We start from the raw sequence: 12,814 nt of genomic DNA on the forward strand, positions 1-12,814 counted from the left end.
CTATCTTTTGAATCACTGCTACCAACCAAAAAACAACCTATCTTGATTTGTTTGATAGATGTGAGATTTATCCTTGATAAAAAAGACTTCGACTATTTTTAAAGTCGAAGTCTTTTCTTAGTTACTCGATTTCGCATTTTAAGATTGAAAATTGTCCAAAAACATGAGTATAACTAACTACAACAAGAACCAGACGAAGTGTTTCAAGAAAGTATGACAAATAGCTATGATCCTAATATGTACTCACTAGCCTTCAATATAATCTTTTAACTCTTGACCTGTTAAACCAGCACTGAGAGCAATCAGTAATTTAAGGCGGGCTTTTTGACCGTTTAGTTCTTTGACAAACATGATACCGTTAGCCGCCAAGTCAACACCTCCACCTTGGTAAGCATAGACTGGTTCTGCGATGCCATTGAAACACCGTGAGACTAAGACGACTGGCAAACCATCTTGAGCTAGTTTTATCAAGGTTTTGGCTGCTTCTGGTGGCAAGTTACCCGCTCCAAGCGCTTCGATAACAAGACCATCAATGTGACTGTCTCTAAGCAAACTAAGAATACCGTCTCCCATACCAGCGTAGGCCTTGATGATAGGGATTGTGCCCTTGATAGTCTCTAAGTCAAAACGCACACGAGCTTCGGCTGATTGGAAGAAGAGAATGTCATGTTTCATAATGATGCCTAAAGGGCCGTGCGTTGGGGTTTGGAAGGTGGAAACATTGGTTGTGTGGGTTTTGGTGACGTACTTGGCAGCGTGGATATCGTCATTCATGACGACTAAGACTCCCTTGTCACGAGCCTTCTGGTTACCAGCAACACGAAGAGCAGATAGGTAGTTGTAGATGCCGTCACTGCCTAGTTCATTGGCTGAGCGCATGGCACCAGTAAGGACAATGGGAATATTTGGTAGTGTCAGAGTATCTAAGAAGTAGGCGGTTTCTTCTAAGGTATCTGTACCGTGTGTGATGATCACACCATCGTATTGACCACTTGTCGTTTTGATGGTTTGATAGAGTTTAAGCATGTGTTGCTCGGTGATATGAGGGCTAGGGACATTGAATAAGTCCATGCTTGTGATGACGTAATCAGTGAGTTCAAGAGCGACATGATTCATAGGATTATCTACGGATGAATTGACATGCCCCAGCTCATCTGCTGTCATTGAGATGGTGCCTCCAGTATGAAGCACTAATATTTTTTTAGTCATTGAAAACTTCTTTCAAAATTATGTTATAATTTATTTTAACATAATTCAGAAAATGGGAGGGCTACATTGGCAATCAAGGCGGTTTTTTTTGACATTGATGGCACTTTGTTAAATGACAGTAAGCGTGTTGAGAAGGCGACTGCTTTAGCCATTAAGCAGTTAAAAGAGCAAGGGATTCTTGTTGGTGTTGCTACCGGAAGAGGACCTGGTTTTGTGCAGCCCTTTATGGATAATCTTGGTCTGGATGTCGCCGTGACTTATAATGGTCAGTATATCTTTACGAGAGATAAGATTCTTTATCAAAATCAACTGCCCAAGCCCCTGCTCTACCGTGTCATTCGTTATGCTGGGGATAAAAAGCGTGAAATTTCCTTAGGGACGGCATCAGGTTTGGTTGGCTCAGGCTTGATTGAGATGGGAACCAGCAATTTTGGGCAAATGATCAGCCGTCTAGTACCGAAAAAACTGGCCAAGACGGTAGAAAACACTTTTAAAAAGATTATTCGCCGCATCAAGCCACAAAACATGGATTATCTAAAGACACTGATGCGTGAACCCGTTTTCCAAGTGGTTCTTATCGCCACAGCAGGTGAGGGGCAAAAGCTACGTGACAAATTTCCACAAATTACCATCACCAGATCAAGTCCCTACTCTATTGATCTTATTTCTCAAGGGCAGTCTAAGTTAAAAGGCATTGAGCGTGTAGGGGAGTTTTTTGAGTTTGATTTGGATGAGGTCATGGCATTTGGGGATTCCGACAATGATATGGAGATGCTGACAGGTGTTGGGATCGGAGTAGCCATGGGAAATGGTCATGACAAACTCAAATCCATCGCTGACTACACGACCGATAGTAATAATCGTGATGGGATTTCTAAAGCACTTGCCCACCACGGTCTCATTCATTTAGAGCCAGATCAAGGCTTTAAGAGCCACGATGACAACTTTAATAAAGTCAAGACCTATCATAGTACCCGAGATGTCTCGCTTAACCACACTCCTCGTCTTTATGATATTGGTGAGGGAGGCAATCATGCGCAGTCCAAAATTGAAGACATTGTTGCCTTTTTATACGCAGCCAGCCAAGGTGACCATCATCAGTTTACCCAATCTCTCTTAGACCTACACGCAGCGATTGATCAAGCTGCTCAACAAGTGGGTAGCAGACCTCATCCAGAAACGCCCTTGGTTGGAGAGGTGGCAGCCCTGACGGATTTGCTGTACCATACCTATGGTTCTTTTGTATTGATGGGTGTTGATCCTAAGCCCTTGTTTGATGTGGTACATGAGTCTAGCATGAGACAAGTCCCCCTTAAAGCTAAAACTGGCAATGATACCCAAAATCCTAGGACAAACCCTTGGCAAAAATCAGATACCGCTACACCAGCCATCAAAAAAGAACTTGATCGGCAGATCCATAAATCCCTCCAACGTAAACCATAACCATGTGAAAAGGATTTTTAAAAAAACAAGGAAACGTTCAGAAAATGACGCTAGACTAAGAGCATATGAGGTAACAATATGAAAACATTTGACAAATCATCTAAATTAGAACATGTCGCATACGATATCCGTGGACCGGTCCTAGATGCGGCCAATGCCATGCGAGCAAATGGCGAAAAAATTCTTCGCTTGAATACGGGAAATCCTGCTGAGTTTGGGTTTACAGCACCAGATGAGGTGATTAGAGACCTCATTCTAAAAGCACGAGACAGTGAGGGCTACTCTGATAGTAAGGGGATTTTTTCAGCGCGAAAAGCAATTATGCAGTATTGTCAAACCAAGCATTTTCCAAATGTAGACATTGATGATATCTATATTGGAAATGGTGTTTCAGAACTTATCACCATGTCCATGCAGGGCTTGCTGGATAATGGCGACGAGGTTCTGGTTCCGATGCCTGACTACCCTCTATGGACAGCAGCGGTGAGCTTGGCTGGTGGACATGCCATTCATTATATCTGTGATGAGGCTGCCAACTGGTATCCTGATTTAGAGGATATGGAGGCTAAGATCTCTCCTAACACCAAGGCTATTGTCTTGATCAATCCTAATAATCCGACAGGTGCTTTATACCCTAAGGCGATTTTAGAAGGCATTATTGCTATCGCAAGGCGTCATCACTTGATTATTTTTTCGGATGAAATTTATGATCGGATGGTTTTTGATGGTGCCAAACATATTCCAATCGCTTCTTTGGCTCCTGATTTATTTGTGGTGACCATGAATGGTTTGTCTAAATCACATCGTATTTGTGGTTTTCGTGTTGGCTGGATGGTGCTTTCAGGCCCTAAAGAGCATGTCAAAGGCTATATTCAAGGATTGGATATGTTGTCAAACATGCGCCTTTGCTCCAATGTCCTCGCCCAGCAAGTGGTTCAAACCTCTCTAGGCGGTTACCAGTCTGTTGATGAGTTGCTGATGCCTGGAGGCAGGCTTTATGAGCAACGTGAATTTATCACAAAGGCTATCAACGATATTCCGGGATTGACAGCTGTGAAGCCACAGGCAGGCCTTTACCTTTTTCCAAAAATTGATCAAAGCATGTATCACATTTCAGATGATGAGCAGTTTGTTTTGGAGTTTCTCAAACAAGAAAAAATCATGCTGGTACATGGACGTGGCTTTAACTGGAAAGATCCTGACCATTTTAGGATTGTTTACCTGCCAAGAGTCGAAGAGTTAGCTGAAATCCAAACTAAGATGGAGCGCTTTTTAAAACAGTATCGCCGATGATCTAGCTGATATTTAGCTAACATATCCCATGATCGTGCGACTTGATCGATATGATGACATAATTTTCAGAAAATTGTTTGCCTTTTTATCATGGGCTTGTTATAATGATATGTAAGATTATTTTGAGTACAGAAAGGGTTATCATGCCGAATTTATTGTCAAAAACCCGCAAAATCACTTCCATTCTGCAACGTTCTGTTGACAGTCTTGAAGGGGAGTTACCCTACCATTTGATGGCTACCCAGCTTGGGGATATCATAGACTGTAATGTCTGCATCATCAATGGTGGTGGTAGTATTTTGGGGTATTCGCTCAAATATGACACCAACAATGACCGTGTTGAGCACATGTTTGAGGAAAGAAAACTTGTTGATGATTATGTCAGAGAAGTCAGTCGCGTCTATGATACAGAGTCCAATCTGCCGGTGACTGATCGTCTTAGTATCTTTCCAACGGAGCTGCAAAAAGATTTTCCTGATGGTCTGACAACCTTGGCACCGATTTATGGTGGTGGGATGCGCCTAGGAACTCTTATTATTTGGCGTAATGACCAAGATTTTAAAGAGGATGACTTGATTCTAGCTGAAATTGCTTCGACAGTTGTCGGTATTCAGCTACTAAACCTTCAAACGGAAAACCTCGAGGAGACCATCCGGAAACAGACAGCGGTTACCATGGCTATCAATACCCTTTCTTATTCTGAAATGAAAGCAGTTGCGGCGATTTTGGGAGAACTTGATGGGACAGAAGGACGCTTGACAGCCTCTGTGATTGCGGATCGCATTGGTATTACACGCTCTGTGATTGTCAATGCCCTTCGCAAACTTGAGAGCGCTGGTGTGATTGAAAGCCGCTCACTGGGTATGAAAGGGACTTACCTTAAGGTCATTAACGAAGGTATTTTTGATAAGGTTAAGGATTATCACTAATGGCTAAGGCACTTATTTCGATTGATTATACTGTTGACTTTGTGGCTGATCATGGCAAGCTAACAGCAGGCAAGCCTGCCCAGGCGATTGAAGCATCACTCGTTGCTCTCACGCAGGAAGCTTATCATCAAGGTCACTATATTATCTTTGCGATTGATGCTCATGATGAGGGTGATACTTACCATCCTGAGACCAAGCTTTTTCCTCCTCACAACATTGTGGGAACTGCTGGTCGGGCCTTATTTGGGCAGTTGGGAGCCTTTTATGAGACCATCAAAGAAGACCAGAAAGTCTTGTGGCTGGATAAACGTCATTACTCGGCCTTTTCTGGGACTGATTTGGATATTCGTCTGCGTGAACGTCAGGTTGATACCTTGATACTGACGGGAGTTTTGACCGATATTTGTGTCTTACATACAGCGGTGGATGCTTATAATCTTGGTTATCAAATTGAAGTTTCCAAGTCAGCTGTGGCTAGCTTAACCAATGAGCGCACCCAATGGGCCTTGACGCACTTTGAAGAGGTCTTGGGAGCGACCATTATGACTTAATGAGAGAGAGGTTGAACTGCTACTTCAACCTCTTTTTTCGTGCCTTTAAGAGATAGGACTATTCTTTATTTTATGGTATAATTTAAGCATCTGTGACAAAGTCATTTCATATTGGCTTTAGTCAAGATATGGAGATGTATCGAAAATGAGACAGCAAAGATTGTAAGTGTCTTACCTGTATTTAGTGTTTTAAAGGCTGTAGTCATCAGAGCTTGTTTGCTGTTTTGTTATGGCTGAGGTAGGCGTTACTGCTTGTCTAGAGAAATCAATCAAGGAGAAACCAATGAAAATTTCTGAAGAAGAAGTTCGTCATGTTGCCAAGTTGTCTAAACTGAGTTTCACAGATCAAGAAACCCGTGCATTTGCCCAAAGTTTGACAAAGATTGTTGATATGGTGGAGCTGTTGAATGAAGTGGATACTGAGGGTGTTCCTGTAACAACAACCATGGCAGACCGAAAAAATGTGATGCGTGATGACGTGGTACAAGCTGGGCCATCACGTGAAGACCTCTTTAAAAATGTGCCAGACAGCAAGGATTATTTGATCAAAGTACCAGCTATCTTTGAAGAAGGAGGAGAGGCCTGATGTCACTCAATCATAAAACTATAGAAGAATTACACGACCTCCTTGTCAGAAAAGACATCTCGGCAACGGAGTTAACCCAGTCGACACTAGATGACATCAAGTCTCGCGAAGAGGCTGTAGGTTCTTTTGTGACGATTGCTGAGGAAAACGCTTTGGAGCAAGCCAAGGCTTTAGATGCCAAGGGTATTGATGCTAATAATGTCATGAGTGGTATTCCTCTAGCGGTTAAAGACAATATCTCAACCAAAGGAATCCTAACCACAGCTTGTTCAAAAATGCTCTTTAACTATGAACCGATTTTTGATGCCACTGCGGTTGCCAATGCCTATGATAAGGATATGATTGTCATTGGTAAGGCTAATATGGATGAGTTTGCCATGGGTGGCTCGACAGAAACATCCTACTTTAAACAAACCAAAAATGCCTGGGATCAGACCAAGGTTCCTGGTGGCTCATCTGGTGGCTCTGCGGCGGCTGTTGCGTCTGGACAAGTGCGTTTATCGCTTGGCTCTGATACCGGTGGGTCTATTCGCCAGCCGGCAGCTTTTAATGGGATTGTTGGAATGAAGCCAACCTATGGGATGGTGTCGCGTTTTGGCTTATTTGCCTTTGCGAGCTCTCTCGATCAAATCGGTCCATTTGCTCCAACCGTTAAAGAAAATGCTCAGTTGCTCAATGTCATCTCAAGCTATGATAGTAAGGATGCCACCTCAACCAAGCATCAGAGTGCTGATGTCACCAGCAAAATCGGTCAAGAGATTAAGGGGATGAAAATTGCCCTTCCAAAAGAGTACTTGGGAGAAGGGATTGCTCCCGAGATTAAGGACAATATCTTAGCAGCAGCCAAGCAGTTTGAAAAACTAGGTGCTATTGTCGAAGAAGTCAGTCTTCCCCACAGTAAGTATGGCGTTGCTGTTTACTATATTATTGCCTCTTCAGAGGCTTCGTCCAACTTACAACGTTTTGACGGTATTCGCTATGGTTTTCGTGCCGAAGATGCTACCAGTCTTGACGACATTTATCTGAAGACACGTAGTCAAGGATTCGGTGATGAGGTCAAACGTCGCATCATGCTTGGGGCTTTTAGCTTATCCTCGGGTTATTACGATGCTTATTATAAAAAAGCAGGTCAAGTGCGTACTTTAATTAGGCGTGATTTTGATCAAGTCTTTGCAGACTATGACTTGATTTTAGGGCCGACAACACCGACAGTTGCTTACGATTTAGGCAGTCAAAGCAAGGACCCTGTATCCATGTATTTGGCTGATTTGTTGACCATCCCTGTTAACTTAGCTGGTCTGCCAGCCATCTCAATTCCGTCGGGATTTATTGATGGCTTGCCGGTTGGTTTACAACTGATTGGTCCAAAATACAGTGAAGAAACCATCTATCAAGCAGCGGCAGCTTTTGAAGCAACAACTGACTATCATAAACAACAACCTAAAATTTTTGGAGGTGACAACTAATGAATTTTGAAACCATTATCGGACTTGAAGTTCACGTTGAGTTGAACACCAAGTCTAAAATCTTCTCTCCCTCATCAGCGCATTTTGGTCAAGAAGCCAATAGCAATACTAATATCATCGACTGGTCTTTCCCGGGTGTTCTTCCTGTTATCAATAAAGGTGTTATTGATGCAGGGATTAAGGCATCTTTAGCTTTAAATATGGACATCCATCAAGATATGCACTTTGATCGTAAGCATTATGTTTATCCAGATAATCCTAAAGCCTATCAAATCTCCCAGTTTGATGAGCCGATTGGTCACGATGGCTGGATTGATATCGAGTTGGAGGATGGATCGACCAAGACAATCCGTATTGAGCGTGCCCACTTAGAAGAAGATGCTGGGAAAAATACGCATGGAACGGATGGTTACTCTTATGTTGATCTCAATCGTCAAGGGGTTCCCTTGATTGAGATTGTCTCAGAAGCGGATATGCGCTCGCCTGAAGAGGCCTATGCTTACCTGACAGCTTTGAAAGAAGTTATCCAGTACACAGGCATTTCGGATGTCAAGATGGAAGAGGGATCAATGCGCGTAGATGCCAATATCTCCCTTCGTCCTTATGGTCAAGAAGCCTTTGGTACTAAGACAGAATTGAAGAACCTTAACTCCTTTAACTTTGTGCGTAAAGGTTTGCAATATGAGGTTGAGCGTCAAGCCAAAATCCTTCGATCAGGTGGTCAGATTCGTCAGGAAACCCGCCGTTATGATGAGGCAACAGGTGAGACCATTCTCATGCGGGTTAAAGAAGGAGCGGCAGATTACCGTTATTTCCCAGAGCCAGATTTGCCTTTGTATGAGATTGACACTGCGTGGATCGAAGCGATTCGTGCGGAGTTGCCAGAATTTCCCAAAGAGCGTCGTGCCAAGTACATCTCACAATATGGCTTGACAGCCTATGACGCTAGTCAGTTGACAGCGACTAAGGCGGCATCAGATTTCTTTGAGTCAGCTGTGGCTCAAGGTGGTGATGCCAAGCAGGTCTCAAATTGGCTTCAAGGTGAGGTAGCACAATTCCTCAACGCTGAAACCAAAACCTTATCAGAGATTGCCTTGACACCTGAAAATCTCGTAGAAATGCTAGCTTTGATTGAGGACGGCACGATTTCATCTAAGATAGCCAAGAAAGTTTTTGTTCATTTGGCTAAAAACGGTGGCTCAGCGCGTGAATATATTGAAAAAGCTGGGTTGGTGCAAATCTCAGATCCAGCAGTCTTGATTCCGATCATCCATCAGGTTTTTGCGGATAATGAGGCTGCGGTTGCTGACTTCAAATCAGGAAAACGTAATGCGGATAAGGCCTTCACAGGCTTCCTCATGAAAGCCACCAAGGGACAAGCCAACCCGCAGGTAGCACTCAAACTCCTAGCACAGGAATTACAAGCTTTATTAGAGTCGTGAGAAGGCCAAAAATAATGCCTCTTATCGCTTGAACAATTAGCATCAAAAGGGCCACCAGCCGTGGTCTTTTTTGTGAGCTAAAAAGTCCTGAAAAATGCCCTGTAACCCTAGTAAAGCCTTGACAAATGGGATGGGGGGGTAGTATATAATGTGGTATGATTTTGCCTAATGGTGGGTGAAGATCACCATTTTAGAAAGTTTAAAAAAAGGAGAAAACATGACATTTCAAAGAGATCAGCGACAGATTTTTTCAATTCGTAAATTTAAAGCTTACGGTGCGGCGTCTGTTTTGCTGGGATTATTGACCTTAGGTGTTAATGGTCAGACACAGGCAAATACTCTTTCTTCAGCGACTGTTACGATAGAAGAGAGCGTGCTGACAAAAGAACCAGAAGTCTTGCCTCTTCCAAAAACTCCTGGGGAGACCTCACCAAGTGTTTCTCCAGTAGAAACATTGACGCAGGAAGAGCCAGAGGGAGACGGTGTGAGCAAACTTCACTCTCTTTCTCAAACTCTTGATAAGTCGGTCTTATCAAAACGTCTAGAGGGCCTCAAAAAGCGTGAGCTTAGTCAAGAAAATGAGGCTTTCCGTGTTCAGTTTGATGAGGTTTTGACCAAAGCGCAGGAAGTTTTGACCAAAAGTGAGGTAACTGTTGAAGAGCTCACCAAGCTTTTAGCTGACTTAGATCAGCTAGAGGCGCTCTTAGGGCGAGAACAATCTGATAAAGATAAAAAGGAGAATACTGAGAACGCTCAATTATCTGACGTCAGAGACTTGCCAAAAGAGTCCATGTTGACGCAAGCCCTTGCCGTGTCAGAGCATCTTGGCACTGAATCTGGTGCTGATGTTCTAGAGCAGGCAGCGGCTGTTTCAGTTTTACAAGCTGCTCTTGAAAAAGTTGGGCATCCTGCGCTGGATCTTCAAGAACTCAATGATCTGTTGACATTTGTTCAAAAAGAATTACACAAACCGCTGTCTCGAGAGATTATCCAAGGGATGGCACTGGCCTTAGACGACTTTAGAAAGCAAAGTCAAGCCCAAGCTGCAGATCAAGTTGTCAGAGAAACAACTCCAGCGACTAGCTCTAGGTCACGCCGTCAAAGACGTGCTCTAGATGATCAAGACTGGGCGACGGCTGAGGAAAAAGCACAGATCCAATCGGAAAAAGCTGATCGACAACGCACTTTAGATGATTATTTTAGAAATGAGTATGGTCGATATCTAAGAAAAGTTGACCACCAGTATGTGTTAGAAGGAGATGATATCCAGCCGATTCGACTGTCAGAGACCGACGCTTTTATCATCAATACTAAAAAATACCCTGATGGGTTGGATAGAGGAGAACCCATTGGTGTGAATGCTAAAGATGCACGAACACCAGAGTTGTTAAATCGTATCAATGCGAAATTAAACCTAATGGGTTTGAGCGCAGCTTATATGTCTGGATCAAAAACGATTGAAATATCTGGGAAAATCAATCGAGCTGACAAAGTTACAGGTGAGAGATTACAATGGTTTGTGCAGATATTACACGGCAACAATGCATCGGCGACAGAATTTTTAAAACATACTGGATCCATACAAAAAAGTAGTGGAATTCCTGCCTCAAATTCCACTGGAGTAAGCATACATCTCTTTGATGTTTATAGCACGAATAAAAAGGACTATCTGGATAATTTTGCTAAAGACAGAGATAAAATAATTAATGAAATTCAACAAGCAAGTCCTTATTATAACAATTGGCAAGTAAGTAATTGGACTCAACGTCTCAACCGCCTTAAAGGGCATTTGCCAGGCTACAGAACGAGTTTTCCAACAGCATTGCATCAAAAGCTAGGCATTAATACTAAGGCTTATGATGTCGAAATCCCGGAAACTACTAAGGCTAAAGACATCAATGATGTGACACCAGTTCCCAAAACGATGTATGTTGAAGATTTAGGACAACTTCGAGTGGAAGAACTGGTATCCGTATCTAGAAAACCAGAAGCAGCGAATTATCGCCCAACTGACGGTATTTATAATAAAGAATCTGCTACGTTTGCAAGTACAGAACCTAAACGAGAAGTAGGTGTTCAAAATATTGATGTCAAAGTTGTTTTTGGAGATAAAAGTGAAATAATTGTTTCAGTTCCTTTGACACTCAATTCTTCAGAGTATGAATTTTTTATTAAAACAGTCGATGAAGAATTAGAAAAATACAAGGGGATGATTGAAAACAAAGATCAAAAACGCCCTTTGACGCAAGAGAGTCGACAACATATTGAAAATGAGTTAGAGAAAATTGCGCAAGAGATACGAGAAGAAATTGAAAAATTAAAACCTAAGCGTCATAACCAAATTAGACCGTATTTCTATCGTGAAGTTGGCCGTATGTATCTTGTTTTGTATAAAGAACGCGCGCTTATTGAAATTGATATGGAAAAAGAGCGTTTGACGGAAGTTATTAATGGCAATGATGACCTTACCTCAGAAGATCAAAGAGTGCTTCTTGCAGACGTAGAGAAGCAGGCAAGGCTGTATAAAGAAGTCGTTGCCGAAAAAGGAGTTATCCGTGATCCGTTACCAGGAGAAGGATCAAGTAGGCATCACGCAGCAGGAAATAGGATTGAACATGCTATTTATGAGTTGAAGAACCTTGGCATCATTGAGCACAAAGCAACTCGAGTGGCTGAGAATAAAAAAATAGCTAGAGAAGAGATTGCAGCTAAAGCTAAGGAAATTACCGATTTTCTAAAGGATGATACGACGCTTTCACCAGAAGATAAAGAACGCTTGACAAACAATTTAAATACCGTTAAACAAGAAGTGGAACAAGCGTTTGAGAGAAGAACCATAGAGCATATCCTTACAGGGGCTTTTGGTAATATCCAACCAGAGTTTAAGCGAATTAAAGATGAAGAAATCGCTAAATTACAACTTCTTTTAGATGAGGCTAAAAAGTTTGCTGTTGCAAAGAAAAATGCTAAAGATGCAATAGACGCCGAAGTAAATCGAGTGAAGCAAAAAATTACAAACAATAATAACTTGACTGAAACCGATAAAGAACGTCTAAAAGAAGAAGCGACTCAAGCAGGCGAAACCGCAAAAGCTGAAATCGATAAGAAAGTAACAACAGATGAAGTTACAAACGATAAAGAAGATCAAGTTCGTAAAGTAACAGCAGTTGGCACAACAGCTCAAGATCTAGGCGAAGCTAAGAAGCAAGCTAAAGCTATGATCGAAGAGGCCTTGAACAAGGTCAAAGAAGTTATCACTAACAACGACAATTTGACTCCAGCAGACCAACAACGTTTAGAAGCCGAAGCGACTCAAGTTGCTAAAGATGCTAAAGCCGCTATTGATGCTAAAGCGGATAAAGACGGTGTGACTGATTCCCAAGCTGCTCAAGTGGCGACCGTAACAGCTGTAGGCGACAAAGCAACAGCCCTTGGTAATGCCAAAGTTGACGCCAAGGCCGAGCTTGACCGTCAGGCTGAAACGGCTAAGCAAGCGATCACTGCAACCCCTCATTTGACTGCCGAGGATCAAGATCGTCTCAAGGCCGAAGTCACCAAAGCGGTAGATGATGCCAAAGCTGCGATTGACACTCAAGCATCCCCTGAGACCGTCACTCAAGCTAAAGACGCAGGTATTCAAGCCATTGACGCCGTTCAAGCTAAGTCCGGAGAATTAGGACAAGTCAAAGCTGATGCCAAAGCAGAAGTAACTGCTAAACTAGCAGACGTTATCCAAGCTATTGCGGACAACGGCGACTTGACACAAGACGACAAAGATCGCTTGACGCAAGAGGCCAATCAGGCAGCTGATAGAGCGAAAGCAGAACTTGATGCCAAAGAAACGACAGCTGAAGTTACAGACGCCAAACAAGCACAAGTTGATACAGTGACAGCG

The 12,814-nt window shown here is 42.7% G+C and carries 9 protein-coding genes; 8 read left to right on the forward strand and 1 reads right to left on the reverse strand.

Translation table 11 applies throughout. The features are described from left to right. Nucleotides 1–246: 246 nt before the first annotated feature. Complete coding sequence (locus ACMZ6Z_RS08050; protein WP_416132049.1) at nucleotides 247–1,209, reverse strand: asparaginase; 963 nt, start codon at nucleotides 1,207–1,209, stop codon at nucleotides 247–249. Nucleotides 1,210–1,275: 66 nt separating this feature from the next. On the opposite strand from ACMZ6Z_RS08050, the gene ACMZ6Z_RS08055 reads away from it, so the two are divergent. From ACMZ6Z_RS08055 to ACMZ6Z_RS08090, 8 genes are all read left to right on the forward strand, one after another. Further along, a complete protein-coding gene (locus ACMZ6Z_RS08055) occupies nucleotides 1,276–2,652 on the forward strand; it encodes a Cof-type HAD-IIB family hydrolase (RefSeq protein WP_416132050.1) in 1,377 nt (458 codons plus the stop codon). 78 nt (nucleotides 2,653–2,730) lie between these two features. Beyond that, nucleotides 2,731–3,945 carry a pyridoxal phosphate-dependent aminotransferase gene (locus tag ACMZ6Z_RS08060; RefSeq protein ID WP_416132051.1) on the forward strand — a complete coding sequence of 405 codons (1,215 nt, stop codon included), beginning with the start codon at nucleotides 2,731–2,733 and terminating at the stop codon, nucleotides 3,943–3,945. Between the two features lie 143 nt (nucleotides 3,946–4,088). Further along, nucleotides 4,089–4,874, forward strand: a complete 786-nt coding sequence (codY, locus tag ACMZ6Z_RS08065) for a GTP-sensing pleiotropic transcriptional regulator CodY (protein WP_416132052.1) — start codon at nucleotides 4,089–4,091, stop codon at nucleotides 4,872–4,874. Next, nucleotides 4,874–5,425, forward strand: coding sequence for a cysteine hydrolase family protein (locus tag ACMZ6Z_RS08070; protein ID WP_416132053.1), 552 nt, complete (start codon nucleotides 4,874–4,876; stop codon nucleotides 5,423–5,425). The genes codY and ACMZ6Z_RS08070 overlap by 1 nt, the downstream gene beginning before the upstream one ends. A gap of 283 nt (nucleotides 5,426–5,708) precedes the next feature. After that, a complete protein-coding gene (gene gatC, locus ACMZ6Z_RS08075; protein WP_416132054.1) occupies nucleotides 5,709–6,011 on the forward strand; it encodes an Asp-tRNA(Asn)/Glu-tRNA(Gln) amidotransferase subunit GatC in 303 nt (100 codons plus the stop codon). Beyond that, nucleotides 6,011–7,477 carry an Asp-tRNA(Asn)/Glu-tRNA(Gln) amidotransferase subunit GatA gene (gene gatA / locus ACMZ6Z_RS08080; protein ID WP_416132055.1) on the forward strand — a complete coding sequence of 489 codons (1,467 nt, stop codon included), beginning with the start codon at nucleotides 6,011–6,013 and terminating at the stop codon, nucleotides 7,475–7,477. Before gatC ends, gatA begins: the two co-directional genes overlap by 1 nt. Continuing rightward, nucleotides 7,477–8,919: an Asp-tRNA(Asn)/Glu-tRNA(Gln) amidotransferase subunit GatB gene (gatB, locus tag ACMZ6Z_RS08085; protein ID WP_416132056.1), complete on the forward strand. Its 1,443-nt coding sequence runs from the start codon at nucleotides 7,477–7,479 to the stop codon at nucleotides 8,917–8,919. The genes gatA and gatB overlap by 1 nt, the downstream gene beginning before the upstream one ends. Nucleotides 8,920–9,136: 217 nt before the next feature. Continuing rightward, nucleotides 9,137–12,814: DUF1542 domain-containing protein (locus ACMZ6Z_RS08090; protein WP_416132057.1), on the forward strand; the 3,678-nt coding region annotated here is incomplete at its 3' end.

The organism is Streptococcus pluranimalium, assembly GCF_047785705.1.
Taxonomy (GTDB): Bacteria; Bacillota; Bacilli; order Lactobacillales; family Streptococcaceae; genus Streptococcus; species Streptococcus pluranimalium_A.

Coding starts and splice junctions, on each gene's coding strand:
- gatB (WP_416132056.1), top strand. CDS start 7,477: ATGAATTTTGAAACCATTATCGGACTTGAAGTTCACGTTGAGTTGAAC.
- codY (WP_416132052.1), top strand. CDS start 4,089: ATGCCGAATTTATTGTCAAAAACCCGCAAAATCACTTCCATTCTGCAA.
- ACMZ6Z_RS08050 (WP_416132049.1), bottom strand. CDS start 1,209: ATGACTAAAAAAATATTAGTGCTTCATACTGGAGGCACCATCTCAATG.
- gatA (WP_416132055.1), top strand. CDS start 6,011: ATGTCACTCAATCATAAAACTATAGAAGAATTACACGACCTCCTTGTC.
- gatC (WP_416132054.1), top strand. CDS start 5,709: ATGAAAATTTCTGAAGAAGAAGTTCGTCATGTTGCCAAGTTGTCTAAA.
- ACMZ6Z_RS08060 (WP_416132051.1), top strand. CDS start 2,731: ATGAAAACATTTGACAAATCATCTAAATTAGAACATGTCGCATACGAT.
- ACMZ6Z_RS08070 (WP_416132053.1), top strand. CDS start 4,874: ATGGCTAAGGCACTTATTTCGATTGATTATACTGTTGACTTTGTGGCT.